The sequence below is a fragment of the Mycobacterium sp. ABE4_509 genome (assembly GCF_056160785.1).
Genome location: NZ_JBSWXU010000012.1, coordinates 1 through 15,924, shown reverse-complemented (window position 1 = coordinate 15,924; position 15,924 = coordinate 1). Strand labels below are relative to the sequence as shown.

Sequence of the window (15,924 nt, the reverse complement as noted above, 5' to 3'; positions counted from 1 at the left end):
GCTACTCGCCGGCGCGGGCCTGCAGCTGCCCGTTGAGATTGGGGCCCAGTTGCTCGTCGACAACGGTGTAGGCCTGCGCGGCGGAGCTCAGATTCTCGGCCAGCGCGGTGCAGACTGCGGCGATCCGCTCGCCCGCGGTGCGGCGGTGGGCTTCGAGGTGGTGGACCGCCTCGTTGGACAGCTCGCTGAAGACACCGTGTGTCAGCCACAGCTGGGTGCCGATGTGGAAGACCTCGCCCTCGGCTTCTTGGGCCTTCAGGGCGGCCTCTTGCTGGCGGTCGGCTAGTCCGTTCAGGTGTTCCGGGTCTACCGTCATTCCGGTCATGGAAGGGTCCCTCTTTCTCGGTGTGGTCGATGACCGGTGCCGGCAGCGTTGCCGGCCCGGGCTGTCCTGTGCTTACAGGGCAACCGATGTCGGCTCCGCGGACGGGTCCGCCGGGTCCCCCACCGGTGCACGCTGCCCTGCTTCCGGACCGGCAGCGGCGTCGATCCCTTCAGCCGGAATCTCCTCGGCCGGAGTCTCTTCGGCGGGCAACAGCTCCTCGTCTGGCTCTTCCGGGGTAGCCGCCGCGTCCTGCCACCCCTGAGCCATATCCGAGACCGATTCGACCTGTCCGGTGACCTGTTCGACGACGGCCATATGCTGCGAGGCATCTGCGGAGACTTGGGCCGCCCGCGACGACACAGTCATCGCCCGGTTCACGAATTGGCCGGGAACTCGTGTGCCGGCCTCCGGATTTGCCGGGGCTCCGTCCTCGGGGCCCTCGGGGCCCTCGGTACCGGTGCCGCCGCCATCAGGGGCGTCATCTGACCCGCCGGTACCGGGGGCATCGTCGGTGACGTTGTTGGCGGCCGCGCTGGAAGTGGCCGCGCGTGGCACTGCTGCTGCGCGAGCGGCGATCTGGGCGGTCAGCGCCGAGGGGCCGGACATGGCGGTGTCGAAGGTGCCCACCGAGGTCTGCTCGGACACCGGCACGTAGACCGTGTAGGAGCTGTCGACCTTCTGGGCCCGCTCGGCGACCGAATCGTACTGCGCGTCGAGGACCTCCACTGCATCGGAAACCTCTCGCGCCGAGAAGGACACCCGCTGGAGCTGGTCGACCACGATTCCCAGCGACGTCATGGCCATGGCGCTCTGGAATGCGTAGGAAATGGCCGGGCCCCAGACCGGAATCGTGAACAGGCACAGCGCGGTGTACTCGGCCATCACGAGACTGAATGCAAGGCTGGAATGGGTGAGGTGTGCCCGTGCAACTTCGTCGGCGTGACCCGCCACGAGATTCTTGACCTGCCGGTCGAGCGCGGCCAACTCTTCGACGAGACCCAGGAGCGCGATGTTCTGTGCGGTATAGGCGTCGGCGGCGTCGCCACTCCAGTCTCGGGGGTCGGGAAAGGCATTTTCCAAGTGAAAGATCAGATCGTCGTACTCGTCGGCGCCGTCCTCGAAGGAGGCGCCGTCGTCGGGGGAGTCGAATCCGTACAACAAATTCATCATCAACACGATGGCCTGGGTGACATGGATGATCGCCACTGGCGCTTTGGTGCCCTTCGTGGCCTCTTCGATCTGGTCCGCCAGCCAATCCGGACGGGCGAACCACGCGAGCTGGGCGGCGATAGCGGCGCCATTCAGGACCGTGGTGCCTACATCCTGTCCGATCGCGCTGGTTCCTATGCCGCCGATCCGGAACGCCACAAATCCCAGATCGTCGGTCCTACCGAGCATTGTCAGTGCGGACGTCACAGCAGTGCCTTTCCTCGTCGCTCAATGGCGCGCACCGGACCGTGCGCAGGTTGGCGCCCACACCGGAGCGTTCACCTTCGGTTTAACGGTAGGCAGCCCTGGAAGGTTCGAAGTTCGCCCGAACTTCTTTTCAGCGTGATCTCAACGGCGCGCGCTGGCGGGGGCAGAGCAGACACCGTGCGGAGATTGGCGGAGAACCGGGGTGGAAGTCAGGTGCAGAGGGACCCCGGCGATGGTCGGATTCGCCGTTGATGTCCTGACCGTCGCCCAGCTATGTCCAGATGGCCACCACAGCCATGAGGGTGAGGCCGACCGCAGCCCACATCCATCTGATGCGCCGGTCTGCTCGGGGCGGCAGAAATTCCTCGCGAAGGATGTCCAAGCTGGCTATGTAGATGAAAGTGCCGCCGGCGATCGCGTCGAAGACCGCCTCGAACACTTGCTCACCGGTGGAATCCAGGAGCGCCGAAATACCGGCTCCGAGCAGGATCCCAGCAGGAGTCGTGACGGAGAATCCGGCTACGAGCGCGCGTGCGCGGGACGGGTCGATGCCGATGCGGTGCAAACTCACCCCCAGCGCGAAACTCGCCGCCGACTTGTGAGCCAAGATCGCGACGACGATTACCAGGAATCCGGCGAGGGACCGCTGAGCGCCCAGGGCCATGCCCGCGATGACGGAATGGACGGACAGCGTCAACAGGAGCAGGTAGGGGTAGCGCTCGGATTCCTCGGCGGCTGACACGATCGGGTCCGACGACGGATCGCTGCCCAGACCATCCGATCCCACCGGAACCCGAGACAGCCTGGGTAGCACTCGTTCTATCCCCAGGACCAGCAGGAAGGCTCCGGAGGCAATCGTGAAAGCCCAGGGGTAGTCGACGGTGGGCCACAGTCCTGCGAATCCTGTCGCGGCATCGCCCAACAGGTGAACGAGGCCGGCGGCAAGGAGCACACCCCCGGCGAATGCGTTGCCCCAACCCAGATAGACCTCACTTCGGCGAGCGCCGGCCACGCGCCAGGGCAGCAGCCCGCCGAGGATCGCCGCCCCGAAGATCAAGACGATCGCCAGCAACTTCAGTGCAAGGAGTTCGCTCACGGCCGGAGCCTACCGTGATGGAAACAGTTTTCATTACTGAGATCAGTTCCGATCCCGCAGACGTCAGCAAAACCTCACCAGGACAAAGTTTTTAGCGCCAGTGCCAGCTGCCGGCGCCGGTGCGTGGGAGCCCGCGTCGTCGCCGGGAACGCGAACCTGCGGTGGTCGCGGTCGCGATCGCCCGGATGCGGCCGGCGACGGCCCCGCCGGGGTGGTCGGCTTCTGCATGAGCGGCGGTTTGGCGCTGTCGGTGGCACGCGCCTTCCCCGATCGGGTGCGGGCCGCGGCGTCGATCCACGGCGCTTGGATCGTTCGTGACTCCGACGACTCGCCACATCTGCACCATGACCCGACCCAGGCCGAGCTCTATTTCGCCTGGGTCGATCCCGACGAGACAGCACCGGCCGAAACCCGGGCGATCACGTGCGACGCGCTCGACGACGCCGGGGCGGTGTACACGGTGGATGTCATCACCGACGCTGTCCACGGGTTCGCTCCGGCGGGGCCACGCTATGACCGGGCCGCCTCCGAGTTGCACTGGGAGCGTGTGCACGACTTGCTCAGGCGCAACCTGCACTGACGACACGAGGGCACACGGCAGAACCGCAGCGTTACGGCAGCGCAGGGCGGGCCGGGTGGTCGCCGTGGCAGCCGGATGAAAGACTCGTTCCATGCCGCTGACTCAGTATCGAATCGAGCGAGACGGTGTCGACAGGTTGTTGTTCCTCATGCACGGCTATACCGCTGAGCAGCATCACCTCGCGTCGTATGTCCCGTTGGTCGACCCCGACGAGCGGTTCACTGCCATCGCTCCGCGCGGTCCGTTGACCATGCCCGACGGTGATGGTGCCGGTTGGTGGCCGATGGATCTCGACACGTTCGAACCTGATCTGTCGGGTGTCGGGCCGGCGCTGGCGACGCTCGAGTCGTTCGTGGCCGAACAGGCCGACAAGGCCGGGATCCCACCGGAGCGGTGCATCCTCGGTGGGTTCAGCCAGGGTGGATATCTGGCGCTCGCTCTGGCCGGCAAGCCGGGTGGCCGACGGTACGGGGGTGTGTGGGCGATCTGTTGCGGTGTCCCGAGCAGGTTGGGGTTCGATGTCGATCTGTCCAGCGGTGGCGGCCGACCGGTTCTGTTCCAGTGGGGAACTCGCGATCCGGTTATCGGTCCCGATCAACCCGGCGAGGCGGTCGCCTTGCTCGAATCCGGTGGGTGGGATGTGCGCCACCACGCCTACGACATGGCTCACAGCCAGACCATCGAGATGATGATCGACGCCCGGGACTGGCTCGCCGGGGTGCTGTGAGCCAACGGCGTCTGGTCGTCTCGGTCGGCTGTCACAAAGCGCGAGAGTTCGGCGACGCGGATCTCACCGGGTGGCGTGCATGAGGAAGCTCTGGGGGACCCCGGGGGTGTCACGCGGCAGGGCGGGGGTGGGCCAGCGGCCCAACTGGTTGCCCACCTCCGAGAACAACTGGACCGTTGCCCGCCAGCCCCGCGGCTGCAACAGGTCCTGCTCGGGACGGTCGGTGCCGAATTGCCAGGCTGCGCCGTCGCGCGCGAACTGCTCGCACAGGGGCCGCATCTGCGGGCTGTCGAGCAGGGATTGGCCGATGATGTCGATGAGCAACTCGCTCCCGGGCGCGGAGAGTTCGGTGATCTTGTCCAGCAGTGCGTCAGCCGCGGGCTGATCCAGGTAGAAGATCATCCCCTCCACCAGCCACAACGTAGGTTGGTCCGGATCGAAGCCGGCGGCCGTGAGCGGGCTGACCCAGTCGCCGGTCAGGTCGACTCCGACCGGGCGGCGTGCGCACCTCGGCGCGGCGCCCGCCTCGGTCAGAACCCGATCCTTGAGTTCGAGCAACTCGGGGCGATCCAACTCGTACCAAGCCACCTCGACCGGCAACTCGAGGCGATAGGCGCGCGTGTCCAAACCGGCGGCAACCGACACGACTTGCGCGGTCATCGCGCGTGCGGTCACGGCGTCGGTGACGGCGTCGTCGTAGTAGCGGGTGCGAACCGCGATGAATGGACTGCCATCCGCGTCGTCGCCATCCGTTGCCGGCGCCGCGTTGTGATCGCCGGCAAGCACCTCGGCCAGGGGATCGGTGAACAATCCGTCCGGGCGGGCGGACTCCTGCGCCCGTTGGGCGGCGGTCCACCTGGCGGTTTTCGCAACGGGATCCAGGCGGTCCTCTGGGTGGGACTCCATACCGCGAACGATACGTCCCACCAACAGCAGCGGGCGTGCGAACGTCCGGATGCGCCGGAGTGCAGCCGCTCCCGGCGAGCCGATGCGGTCCCTGACGAGGTCGACCGGATGTCTGTCACCCGAGTAAAGTCCGCCTGGACATCGGAAAGCCCGGGTAACCATGAAGATCACCCACTACCTGTACAACGCATTCCTGATCGAGCAGGGTCACGTCAAGGTCGCGCTCGATCCGGGGCAGAACCTGTGGATCTTCGGACTTCGAAGCCTGATCCCGAAGTCGCAGTGGCCCAGCGTCACCCACGTCGTGATCACGCACGGCGACCCCGACCACCACTGGCAGTCCGATCGCGTCGCACGAGCATCAGGTGCACACGTGGTCTGCGGTACCGGCCTCACCCGTACCGTCGCCGGCCGCACTCTGGTCGTCCACCCCCGCGGCCGCGCGCTGACCTCCTGGATGCCGTTCGACGATCTGCACCCCCTCGACGTGGGTGAGTCGATCCTGCTCGACGGCGTGCACATCGAGGCGGTCCGGACTCAGCACGGCCCGATCGCCGTACCCCTGCTCGGCTTCACCTTTCGTGCGCAGCCGGGACCCGATGAGCGGGTCGGTATCGGCTCGATGGGATTCAAGATCACCATCGGCGACACCTCGGTCTTCAACCTCGGCGATTCGGTGTTGGTGTCCGACTGGGAACACGTCTGCGCGGACGTGCTGATGCTGCCGATCGGCGGACTCGGCGCCGACACCTGGACGATGGACGTCGATGAGGCCGTCGAGGCGGTGCGGATGATCGCCCCCAAGCGCGTCATTCCGTGCCACTACAGCGTGCCGTTCTTCTGGAAGCGCCGGTTTGCGGTGGCAGATGCTCAGCGGTTCAAGCGGGAGGTCGAGCTGCTGGGCGTCGAGTGCACGATCCTGGGGTACGGGCAGGCGGTATGCGTGTGATGAGCCGGGGAGCGCGGTCGCCGTGACCGGGCCGCGCCTCGATGCTGTGATTCGCCTGTCCGACGGTCGGCGATTGGCCTACGCGGAATACGGCGATGCCGCCGGTGTGCCTGTGTTCGTCTTCCACGGATTACCGGGTTCACGTCTGAGCTGGGGTCTGCTGCCCGACGGTTCGCTTCCGCCGGCAGCGCGCATCATCGCACCGGATCGCCCCGGCTACGGTGGCTCGGACCCCAACCCCGGCCGAACACTTCTGGACTGGGCCGATGACGTCGGGCAGCTGGCGGATTCGCTGGAGACCGAGAGCTTCGCGGTCGTCGGTGTCTCCGGTGGTGGCCCCGGTGCGCTGGCATGCGCCTGGAGCATGCCGCAGCGCGTGACAACGGTGGGTCTCGTGTCGTCTCCCGCACCGACCGACGGACCGGGCGTCTTCGACGGAATCAGCACGACCAATCGGGTTTTCATGAAGCTGGCCTGGCATCTGCCCGCGCTGTCCAGTGCGAACACCCGATTGCTGGCCGCGGTCATCCGACGTGATCCGGGGCGGTACCTCGACACGATGAAGTACAAGGTCCACGACGTGGACCGGGCTGTCCTCGACCGGCCGGAGATTCACCGGATGCTGGTCGACGACTTCGCCGAAGCGGTGCGAGGCGGTGGGTCGGGGATGGCCGACGACATGGCCGCCAATCACGGTCGTCCGTGGGGTTTTCCGTTGGAGGAGATCAGCAGTGCGGTGCTGTTGTGGTCCTGCGAGCTGGATCGCAGCGTTCCACCCGCCATGGGGCGGTACTTGAGTGAAGCGATCCCGTCCTGTCGGGTCCACGTGATTCCCGGGGCCGGGCACCTCTGGGTTCTCCTTCACCTGCGAGAGGTGTTGGACGAGGTGACCGGTGGACCCTTCCCTATCTGACCCCCGCCGCCTACCGCCGAACCCGTCCGAGCAGCTCGCGTGCCGCCGCGGCGATATGCGCCGTCTCGCGCGCCCGGATCCCGGGCCGGCCGGCGATGTGACCGAGACCCGATTCGATGGGCCGCAGCTCGGCACCGGGGATGAGGGCGCATTCGGCGGCGTTGTCGGCGAGGGTGAAATAGGCGTCGGTGGTTCCCGGCATCACGATGGTCTGGGCGCGGATCGCGGCCAGCGCCGAGTCCAGACCGCCGGGCACCGAGCGCCCCGCATCGGCCGCACGCCAGGTGGCCAGCATGGCCATCAGATCCCCGGGGTGCATCGCGACATGGTCGTCGGCCCAACCGTCGAGGACCGCGGCGACCGATTCGTACCCCAGTTCACGATAGATGCCGTGGGCGAAGAAGTCTCGTGAATAGGCCCACCCCGCGTAGACGATTCCGAACGCCCGCAGCCCCGCCGTCGGCGTGCAGTCGTACCCGGGATCGGCGCGCAGAGTCGCGGCGATTCCGTCGAGAAACACCCGGTTGAACTCCGAACACCGGGCGCTGCCGCAGATCGGCAACAGGGACCGGAGCATGTCGGGGAAGCGGACCGCCCACTCGTAGCACTGCATCGCCCCCATCGACCATCCCGCGGCGAGCGCGATGCTGCGCACCCCGAGCGAGTCGAGCAGCACCCGTTGAGCCCGCACGTTGTCGGCCACCGTGACGAGCGGAAAGCGTTGGTTTCCCGCCGTGTTCGACGGTGAGGTCGACAGGCCGTTGCCGAACATGTCGACGGCGACGACGAACCATTCCGCAGGATCGAACGCGGCGCCCGGGCCGATCCACGGCTGGTAGCTGCGATGGGTTCCGGTGTAGTAGCTGGGCAGCAGCACACAGTTGGTGCCCGCCGCGTTCAGTTCTCCGTGGGTGCGATAGGACAGCGCCGCCTCGGGGAGCTGCGCGCCGCACTCCGTGGCGAAGCCGCCCAGCCCGAACCGCCGCGCCGCGGACATCTCAGAAGAACTTCAGGTAGCGGTCCGTCTCCCACGACGACACATGTGCCTGGTAGGACTCCCACTCTTCGGTCTTGTATTCGATGAAGGCCTGATACAGCTCGTCGCCGAAGACCTCACGCGAGAGGCTGTCGGTGCGGAACTCGTCGATGGCCTCACCGAGGCTGCGGGGCAGCTGCGAGATGCCCAGTTCGGCGATCTGCGCGTCGGTGTAGCGGTACATGTTCTCGGTGCGCGGCTCACCGGGGTCGAGCTGTTCGCGGATACCCTCCAGGCCCGCCGCAAGCACGATTGCGGCACCGAGGTAGGGATTGCAGCTGATGTCGGCCGCGCGGCACTCGACCCGGCCGCCGGCCAACGGGATGCGCAACGAGTTGGTCCGGTTGTTGTTGCCGTAGCTGACGAAGACCGGAGCCCAGGTCGATCCGGACATGCTGCCCTGGCGCACCAGGCGCTTGTAGCTGTTGACCGTCGGCGCGATGACCGCGGTGATGGCGGGCAGGTGTCGGAGCACGCCGGCGATGAAGTGGTAGCCGAGCGCGGAGACACCGAGCCCGCGGGGGTCGTCGCCGGTGGCGAAGAGGTTCGCACCGCTGTCGATGTCGGCCAGGGACATGTTGAAATGCGCCCCCGAACCGGTGCGGTCGGCGAAGGGCTTGGGCATGAACGAGGCGAAGTGGCCGTATTTGCGGGCGATTTCGTTGGCCATCATGCGGAAGAAGACGAAGCGGTCGGCCATCAGGAGCGCGTCGGTGTAGGTGAAGTCGATCTCGAACTGGCCGCACGCGTCCTCGTGGTCGAACGAGTAGACATCCCAACCCAGTTCGTTCATCGACGAGACGAGTTCGCCGAGCCATCCCGCGTTGTCGAGGGTGGTCGTCACGTTGTAGGCCGCCTTGGCCAGGGTGTCTCGGTCGCTGACCTCTGTCGGGCCGGCCGCGGAGTCCTGCAGGACGAAGAACTCGGTCTCGACGCCCAGATTGAACGTGTAGCCGAGGTCCGCGGCGAGGCCGAGCTGGCGCTTCAGGATGTCGCGCGAGGACGCCGTGAACGGCTGCCCGGCCGTGTACAGGCTGCTGGGAAAGTAGGCGAACTCCTTGTTCCACGGAAGTTGGAACCACCGGGACAGGTCGGGGCGCGCGGAGAGCTCCTCGTCGCTGACATCCTGCGGCAGGCCGTCCAGTGCGGCGCCGGTGAACAGTTCGGATCCGGCGATCATGTTGTCCAGATGGTCGATCGGGACGAACTTTCCCTTCGAGATTCCGTGGATGTCGACGAAGCTCGCGATGGCGTACTTGACGCCGGACTGGCGCAGTTGGTCCTTGACGACGTCGATGTCGGCGGTCGGCTCGGTGGTGGTCATGAGGACTCCTTCGCGCATCGCACTTCCACTCGGTTTCGATGACCTATCGAAACCCTGCTGGTGGGCGATTTCACGGCCGTGTCCTGGCTGTTTCGGAGTGGTAAAGGGTGCTCCGATGATCCACTATCTCGGTATGGGCAAGGGTGACGTGCCGAGGGTCGGCCGACCGCGCAACAGCAACGTGCACGCAGAATCGCCACGCGAGGACATCGTGGCCGCAGCGGCGGCGTTGTTCGCCGCCGACGGCTACGCCCAGACCAGCGTGAGCGCCATTGCCCGCGCAGCCGGCCTGCGTCAGTCCTCGCTGTACTACTGGTTTCCCAACAAGGAGGCCATCGTGCAGGAGCTCATCGACAAGAATCGGGAGTCGCTCGAGATCGCCCGCGAGATGGTGGACCGTCCGGAGCCGGCCTCGGCCAGGCTCTACCGGATCATCTACATCGACGTCGTGCAGATGTGCTCGGCGCCGCTGGATTTCTACGATCTGGAGAGCGTCGCGCTCGCCCAGCCCGATGAGTTCGGCAAGTACTTCTTCGCCGACTACCGCGAACTCGGTGAACTGATGAGCACGGTGATCCAGCAGGGCCAGGACACCGGTGAGTTCCTCGGCGTCGAACCCGATTCGGCCACCGCGGCCGCTCTGGCGATGAACGAGGGGCTGCAGTACCGCTACCGTCGCGACGGGTCGGTTCCGGGCCGGGTGAGCGAGCTGGCACACCTGTCCGCGGAGACGTCGCTTGGCGCCCTGCTGCGTGACCGGCGACGCCTCCCAGCGGCGCGCGCCACCGCCGAAACGCTCGGTGCGACAACGTAGGCGGGCCTCACCACCACAGGCGCCGGTGGATCAGTGCGTCGGCGACGAGGGCCACCCCGGCGATGACGAACAGGACGCGCACCGCGATGGGCCCGTATCGGGTCAGCGTGCGCACCAACCAGCGCTGCGCGCGGTCTGCTCGTTTGTTCCGGCTGGTTGACAGGGTCAGAACGAGCAGGCAGGGCGTCACGGCGATGAGGCAGTAGGCGAGCACGATCACCGGCCAGGCCGGCGGCAGTGGATCGCGAGCGGCGATCATCGCCAGGCCGGCCAGGTAGGGGACCGCGGTCGGCGCCTGGCCCGCACCCACCGCCACGCCGACGAACCCGAGCAGCCAGGGACGGTCGCGCATGGTCGCCAACGCCCAGCCCGGCGCCGCGGTCTGGGCGACCAGCGGGAAGAACGCCAGCGCGATCAGCGTGAAGCCGATCAGCAGCTCGCCCCAGTACCGCACGGCGGGAGTGAGTTCGAAGTCGGTGAGCTCGGTCAGGAATCCGATTCCGAGGACGACGCTGACGCCGAAGGTGAACAGGACCGCGAAGACCCCGGTGACGTAGCTCAGACCTCCCGGTAGCGCGGACTGCCGATTCAGGCGGCTGCCGTAGACGACCGCGGAGACCACCCCGATGTTCAGGACGTTGAGGGAGTCGAGGAACGCCAGCCCCGCCAACGCCACGAGCAGGCCGATCACGCGGGCACCGGACGTCCGGGCTGGGTCCAGCCTCGTCGTCGACGCAGCGCTGGCAGGTCGACGGCGCACACCCCATCGACCTTACGGCGCGGTACCGCTGGAGCATGTCCACGGCAGGGCCCGCCGGAATAATGGTTGTGCACAATTAAACAGCGTGCGATATGGTTGGGTCGTGTCACGCTTACGGCTCGACGACCAGTTGTGTTTCGCGCTGTACTCGGCGTCGAGGGCGGTGACGGCGGCGTACCGGCCACTGCTCGACGAACTGAACCTGACCTATCCGCAGTACCTGGTGCTGCTGGTGCTGTGGGAAGAGGATTCCTGCACGGTCGGGCACCTCGGTGATCGGCTGCATCTGGACTCGGGCACCCTCTCACCGCTGCTCAAGCGGCTCGAGGCGGCGGGGTTCGTGCGCCGCCAACGCAGCGCAGCCGATGAGCGACGGGTCAGCGTCACCCTCACACCCGAGGGCCGCGCCCTCGAGGAGCGGGCGGCGTGCATCCCGGATCGACTGCTGGGATCCACCGACTCCGCGGCGGCCGACCTCGCCGCGCTGCGCGACGCACTCAATCTGATCACCGCCGAGCTGCACGCCCGCAGCGGCAGCTGAAACCACGAAAGGCTGGATCGTTGTCCGAACTGCCCCCACCGCCCCCGACCACCTGCGCCCGCACCATCGGCAGGTTCGCACTGGCTTTCGCGATGATCTTCGCCGGGCTCGGCCACCTGTTCTGGGCCCGCGAGGAGTTCCAGGCCCAGGTGCCCCACTGGGTGCCGATGGACGCCGACGGCGTGGTGATGGCCTCCGGCGGAGTCGAGATCACCCTCGGCGTCGGGTTGGCCCTGCTCAACCGTGACCGGGTTCTGGTCGGCCGGCTGTTGGCGGCGTTCTTCATCCTGATCTTCCCCGGCAACATCGCCCAGTTCGTCAACCAGGCAGACGGGTTCGGGCTCAACAGCGACACCAGCCGCTTCATCCGGCTGCTGTTCCAGCCCGTGCTGATCGCCTGGGCGTTGTGGGCCACGGGCATCCCGCGCCAGAAGCGCTGAAAACGCGCGCGACCCCTTCGTGGCGCGGCTTTAGATCCGGCCGTCCGGGAACATCGTCTTGACCACCTGTGTGACGGTGTCGCGCGCAGCGGCGGCGCTCACCGGTTGCAGTGAGCTGATGGCCATCACATAGCGGCGTTCGGGTCCGATCGCGCCGGTGGAGACGTGCAACTGGTTGGCGCCGTTCCAGCAGCAGAACCAGCCCTGCTTGACCGCGACGGGCTCCGCAAAGAGTCCATCGGGGATGCCGAATCGTTGTGGGTATCCGTCGGTTCCCGTCGGGGTGTGTCCGGCGAGGTTGCGCATGATCACGTCAGCCTGCTCGGGCGGCAGGCCCCCGCTGCCGCTCAACAGCCCGTTGTAGTAGCGGACGAGATCGCTTGCGGTGCTCTGAGTGACGTCCCACTTGCCGTTGTAGGGCGCGGTCGTTCCGGTCAGGCCGTACCGCGCCACCACGCGTCCGATGATCGCGCTACCGCCGCTGCGGTCCCAGAACATCTGGGCCGCACTGTCATCCGAGGACCGGAGCATGGCGTCGAGGGACGCGCGGTCAGCCGGCGTCAGTTCTGTCTCGCCCCTGGACACCTGCAGCAACAGGTCGTCGGCGATGAACAGCTTCACCACCGACGCGATCGGGAACGGCTGGTTGGCGCTGTGGGAGACGACCTGGCCGGTGTTGCGATCCAACACCTCGACGGTGACGTCGGCCCCGGCGGCGGCTGCATCGGCGGTGGCTGCACGGGTACGGGCATCGAGTCCGGCGAAAGGGTCGGCGGGCCGCGCTGGCGGCTGCTGGGGCAACTCGGCCGACGTGGCCTTCGGGGCGACCACGGGGGCGCCGGCGGTGCTCGCCGAACCCGACGGCGCCTCGCCGGCCGGTGCCGCACAGGAACTCACCAGCATGGCCACCCCGGCGACCGCCACCACCCATGTCGACAGCTGGCGCCGCATAAGTCCTCCGAATGATCGTGAGCCCGCGGACGCTGTGCGCTCCCGCATCGCTGCCCGGACTGCCGGCCCGCCGGCCGTGCCCGAACTGCCGGCTCGCCGGCATGGACCGCGATTCTACGTGGGCTACCCGCGCGGGCCCGATCTCAAAGACGCGAAATCGCCGGGAATCAGGGGTGCAGGTTCCACTGGCCGCAATCCTGGGCCAGGACGTCGTTGACGTCGACGCGGATGCCGCCGACCACCGGTCCCGGATTCGACGCGGTGTCGATGATGCGCTGATAGAGCACTGCGGCGGGGTAGATCTGACCGCGCGACCAGGACCGGGTCTGCCACGCCCAGACGTGGCCGGGCGAGCTCGAGCGCCCGATTACGCCGTCGGCGGCGGCCCACATACAGGGGTTGACACCGGCGTAGATCCCGGTGCGCAGTGCCCCGATCACCGAGTTGATGCCGCGAAACCACGGCAGTGCCAGATCGTTCCAGGTGGTGCGGTCGATGTCGTCGTCGACGCTGAAGAAGATCGGAGCGGTGCGGCCCCCGCCGGCGGCGGTGTGCAGGTGCCAGGCGGTGCGCGCGTCGGCGACGCCGCCGGCGAACCCGCGGGTGAAGTCCGACGGTGCCGTGCCCCCCGGCTTGCCGTACTGGTAGTTGCTGACGATCACCAGGCCGGCGGCGTTCAGTGACCGGGCGTAGGGCAGGGTGATCGGCTTCGCGCCGAAGTTCGAGCCGGGCCTCGATGTCGAGACATAGTTGATCACCCCGGCGTGACCGGCGGCGCGGATGTCGGCGGCGGGGATCTGGCGCATGGCGTAGTCGATCAGCGTCGCAGAGGCGGCGGAGGCCGAGGGCATGTCGATGCCCGCCGCCACGGCGCCGAACCCGGCCAGGGCTGGAACCGCGCCGGCGTAGCGCAGCACGTCACGCCGCGAAACCGGGCGCGGTGGGCGGCCGCCCGTGGTCCCCGACGCGTCTCGCACCGCGCGATGTTAACAGAGTGACTGTTGTGAACAGGGGAGACGCGCCGCAGGCCGGGATGGTTCGTCACCGGTCGGAGGGTGGGTCACCCGTCGCCGACGCGTCATTGGACTTCACCGGCCGGCGCACCGCCGAGGTGACGAGGCGACGACGCAACGGCCCGCCGGTGCTTCGGTATAGGCACCCCATCGCCGCCGCGGTGCCGCGCACGTCGTCGCGGGCTGTGAGATAGGTCCAGCGGTGCCGCTCGGGCATGGTGAAGAACTGTTCGAAGAACACCGGAACCTCGTCCGGCGGCATCCGCAGCAGTGCTTCCAGACCGATCCGCCGGAGCCGGTGGATCACCTTCGCCGCCGGTGGCCAGACGGTTCGCCGGGCCGCTGTCAGCGCTCGGCCGGGGCCGTCCGGCAGATGTGCGGCCAGCGCCTCGGCCACCTGGGGTGCCAGCTGCAGCGACGCCGCCAGGCTGAAACCGGTCGCCGGGTGGATCAGCGGCGCGGCCGCACCGAAGCCGAGCACCCCCCGCACCTCGTGGCGCGGATGGTCGACCGGAAACCAGACCTTCTCACTGCGGGCGTCCTCGGGTGGCGATATGCCGTGCCGCGCCAGCCGGGCGTGGAGCCGCCGGCGCAGCGTCGGCATCGGCAGCCCGGGCCGGCGTGCCAGCGAGGTCTCCTCCACCAGCACCTCGCCGCCGCCGAGCGGGACGGCGTAGAGAAAGGTCGGCCAGCCGGCCTCACCATGGTCCGGGCGCCAGTCCATGAACAGCGCGTCGCCGGGACCGAGCAGGGCAGCGGCGTCGTCCTCGCTGACGATCAGCCCGTAGGCGGTCTGTTCCGCCGCTCCGCGGCGCGCCGGAATCGGGTCGAGCGGCCGCCATCGGCCCCCGGCGTCGACAACGACCTCGGCGCGCAGCGACGACCCGTCGGCCAGGGCGACCATGCCCCGCTCCGGTGAGCCGACGACCCGGCCGGCATGGATGTGCACGCCGGTCAGCTGTCGGACGAGGTGCGCGTGCAGGGCGGGCACGTCGACGACTGCGTACTCCCAACCCAGGTGGTGCTGCGTCTGCGCGAACACCCGGCCGGCGGCCCGGGCGGCGATCACCGACGGTGGCAGATCGCCGGGGAGCTCCGGGCTCCACATGCCGTAGGTGGCCGTCCACGGCCGTTCCGGAGCAGGGTCGACCAGCCCGGTCGTCAGACCGCTGCGAGCGCACTGCCCCGCCAGCGCCAGCCCCGCCGGCCCCGCTCCGACCACCAACACGTCCATTCGTCCCATCGTGCCCTGATGGTGGAAGTTGCTCACGCATCGGGGCCGAAGTCGCCGAACTGCGCTCTCGGCAGGCGCCGCAATGGTGTCGCGGGTGCCGCCGACTTGTTTGCTGAGTAGACATCATCGGGGCCACTTCGTACCCTTTGCGGGACCTATCGGCCGGACCACGGTGGTCCCTGCAGAAAAGGATCGTGACATCCGTATGACCGGGGTGCGCCGTTCGCTTCGGCGAACGGTGTGCGGTTCGGCGGCCGCGGTCCTGGTGCTGGTGCTGGCGGTGAGCCGGGTCGCGGCAGACCCGGCCTCGGATGCGCTGTCCCGGCTCGACGAACTGTCCCGTGAGGCCCTGCAGAGCAGGGAGGCTGTCACCTCCGCCCAGCGGGATGCCGAGGCCAAACTGGCCGCCCAGACGGCGGCCGAAGACCATCATCGCGCTGACCTGCAGGCCCTTGAGGCCGCCAACGCACAGCTCGAGCCCTATCAAGCCGCCGTCAACCGGGTGGCGGCGGCGTCCTACGTCGGTGGCGGCACCGGGCAGTTGGCGACGGTGCTGAGCGCATCCTCTCCGCAACAGCTGATCGACGAGCTCTCAGTCCAGCGGGTGGTCGCCGCTGAGATGGTCGAACAGGTGAAGGCGTTCCGATCCGGACGGGAGCGCGCCGCGGCGGCAGTCCGGGCTTCGGAGAACTCGGCCGCTGAGGCGCGTGAGGCGGCCGAGCGTTCCGCCACGGTGCGCGCGGACCTGCAGGCCAAATACGGTGATCTGCAGCGCCAGATACTCGCCGCGGAGGCACAGTATGCGGCGTTGACACCTCCGCAGCGCGCGGTCGTCGACAACGCCGCCGCCGTCGTGCCGCCGGTGCCGGCTGCCCCCGCTCCGCCGCCGATCGCCGCGC

At 68.0% G+C, this 15,924-nt stretch carries 17 protein-coding genes and 1 pseudogene; 8 read left to right on the top strand and 10 right to left on the bottom strand.

Annotated features, from left to right (window positions below; translation table 11 throughout):
• Position 1 precedes the first annotated feature (1 nt).
• The 3 genes from ACXAID_RS04590 to ACXAID_RS04580 all read right to left on the bottom strand — a co-directional run bounded on the left by ACXAID_RS04590 (position 2) and on the right by ACXAID_RS04580 (position 2,813).
• A complete protein-coding gene (locus ACXAID_RS04590; RefSeq protein WP_475021004.1) occupies positions 2 to 316 on the bottom strand; it encodes a type VII secretion target in 315 nt (104 codons plus the stop codon).
• An 81-nt stretch (positions 317 to 397) separates the two neighbouring features.
• Positions 398 to 1,741, bottom strand: a complete 1,344-nt coding sequence (locus ACXAID_RS04585; RefSeq protein WP_475021003.1) for an EspA/EspE family type VII secretion system effector — start codon at positions 1,739 to 1,741, stop codon at positions 398 to 400.
• A 271-nt stretch (positions 1,742 to 2,012) separates the two neighbouring features.
• Entirely contained in the window at positions 2,013 to 2,813 is an 801-nt protein-coding gene (locus ACXAID_RS04580; RefSeq protein ID WP_475021002.1) for a ZIP family transporter, read from the bottom strand.
• A 124-nt stretch (positions 2,814 to 2,937) separates the two neighbouring features.
• Between ACXAID_RS04580 and ACXAID_RS04575 the strand changes: the two genes are divergently transcribed.
• Together ACXAID_RS04575 and ACXAID_RS04570 are read left to right on the top strand one after the other, a co-directional pair.
• Positions 2,938 to 3,417 (top strand): dienelactone hydrolase family protein, encoded by a 480-nt coding sequence (locus ACXAID_RS04575; protein ID WP_475021001.1) that lies wholly within the window; start codon positions 2,938 to 2,940, stop codon positions 3,415 to 3,417.
• Positions 3,418 to 3,508: 91 nt separating this feature from the next.
• A complete protein-coding gene (locus tag ACXAID_RS04570) occupies positions 3,509 to 4,144 on the top strand; it encodes an alpha/beta hydrolase (protein ID WP_475021000.1) in 636 nt (211 codons plus the stop codon).
• Between the two features lie 63 nt (positions 4,145 to 4,207).
• On the opposite strand, the gene ACXAID_RS04565 is transcribed toward ACXAID_RS04570, so the two are convergent.
• A complete protein-coding gene (locus tag ACXAID_RS04565; RefSeq protein ID WP_475020999.1) occupies positions 4,208 to 5,050 on the bottom strand; it encodes a class I SAM-dependent methyltransferase in 843 nt (280 codons plus the stop codon).
• Positions 5,051 to 5,210: 160 nt separating this feature from the next.
• Between ACXAID_RS04565 and ACXAID_RS04560 the strand changes: the two genes are divergently transcribed.
• Both ACXAID_RS04560 and ACXAID_RS04555 read left to right on the top strand, forming a co-directional pair.
• Complete coding sequence (locus tag ACXAID_RS04560) at positions 5,211 to 5,999, top strand: MBL fold metallo-hydrolase (protein ID WP_475020998.1); 789 nt, start codon at positions 5,211 to 5,213, stop codon at positions 5,997 to 5,999.
• Positions 6,000 to 6,072: 73 nt separating this feature from the next.
• Positions 6,073 to 6,912, top strand: coding sequence for an alpha/beta fold hydrolase (locus ACXAID_RS04555; protein ID WP_475020997.1), 840 nt, complete (start codon positions 6,073 to 6,075; stop codon positions 6,910 to 6,912).
• A gap of 10 nt (positions 6,913 to 6,922) precedes the next feature.
• Here ACXAID_RS04555 and ACXAID_RS04550 read toward each other — a convergent pair whose 3' ends face one another.
• Together ACXAID_RS04550 and glnT are read right to left on the bottom strand one after the other, a co-directional pair.
• Entirely contained in the window at positions 6,923 to 7,909 is a 987-nt protein-coding gene (locus ACXAID_RS04550; protein WP_475020996.1) for an alpha/beta fold hydrolase, read from the bottom strand.
• A 1-nt stretch (position 7,910) separates the two neighbouring features.
• The gene (gene glnT / locus ACXAID_RS04545; RefSeq protein ID WP_475020995.1) at positions 7,911 to 9,272 is read right to left on the bottom strand and encodes a type III glutamate--ammonia ligase; all 1,362 of its coding nucleotides are present in this window, start codon (positions 9,270 to 9,272) and stop codon (positions 7,911 to 7,913) included.
• 115 nt (positions 9,273 to 9,387) lie between these two features.
• On the opposite strand from glnT, the gene ACXAID_RS04540 reads away from it, so the two are divergent.
• Positions 9,388 to 10,086 carry a TetR/AcrR family transcriptional regulator gene (locus ACXAID_RS04540; protein WP_475020994.1) on the top strand — a complete coding sequence of 233 codons (699 nt, stop codon included), beginning with the start codon at positions 9,388 to 9,390 and terminating at the stop codon, positions 10,084 to 10,086.
• 7 nt (positions 10,087 to 10,093) lie between these two features.
• Here ACXAID_RS04540 and ACXAID_RS04535 read toward each other — a convergent pair whose 3' ends face one another.
• The gene (locus tag ACXAID_RS04535) at positions 10,094 to 10,777 is read right to left on the bottom strand and encodes a GAP family protein (protein WP_475020993.1); all 684 of its coding nucleotides are present in this window, start codon (positions 10,775 to 10,777) and stop codon (positions 10,094 to 10,096) included.
• A 172-nt stretch (positions 10,778 to 10,949) separates the two neighbouring features.
• Here ACXAID_RS04535 and ACXAID_RS04530 point away from each other — a divergent pair, with 172 nt between their 5' ends.
• Positions 10,950 to 11,387 (top strand): MarR family winged helix-turn-helix transcriptional regulator, encoded by a 438-nt coding sequence (locus ACXAID_RS04530; RefSeq protein WP_475020992.1) that lies wholly within the window; start codon positions 10,950 to 10,952, stop codon positions 11,385 to 11,387.
• A 92-nt stretch (positions 11,388 to 11,479) separates the two neighbouring features.
• Positions 11,480 to 11,827 (top strand): DoxX family protein, encoded by a 348-nt coding sequence (locus ACXAID_RS04525; RefSeq protein WP_475021038.1) that lies wholly within the window; start codon positions 11,480 to 11,482, stop codon positions 11,825 to 11,827.
• A gap of 30 nt (positions 11,828 to 11,857) precedes the next feature.
• Here the strand turns inward: ACXAID_RS04525 and ACXAID_RS04520 are convergent, their stop codons facing one another.
• From ACXAID_RS04520 to ACXAID_RS04510, 3 genes are all read right to left on the bottom strand, one after another.
• Positions 11,858 to 12,778: a serine hydrolase gene (locus ACXAID_RS04520; RefSeq protein WP_475020991.1), complete on the bottom strand. Its 921-nt coding sequence runs from the start codon at positions 12,776 to 12,778 to the stop codon at positions 11,858 to 11,860.
• Positions 12,779 to 12,945: 167 nt separating this feature from the next.
• Complete coding sequence (locus ACXAID_RS04515) at positions 12,946 to 13,755, bottom strand: DUF1906 domain-containing protein (RefSeq protein ID WP_475020990.1); 810 nt, start codon at positions 13,753 to 13,755, stop codon at positions 12,946 to 12,948.
• 64 nt (positions 13,756 to 13,819) lie between these two features.
• Positions 13,820 to 15,025, bottom strand: coding sequence for a lycopene cyclase family protein (locus ACXAID_RS04510; protein ID WP_475020989.1), 1,206 nt, complete (start codon positions 15,023 to 15,025; stop codon positions 13,820 to 13,822).
• Between the two features lie 205 nt (positions 15,026 to 15,230).
• Between ACXAID_RS04510 and ACXAID_RS04505 the strand changes: the two are divergent.
• A pseudogene (locus ACXAID_RS04505) lies at positions 15,231 to 15,924 on the top strand (glycoside hydrolase); the annotation flags it as partial.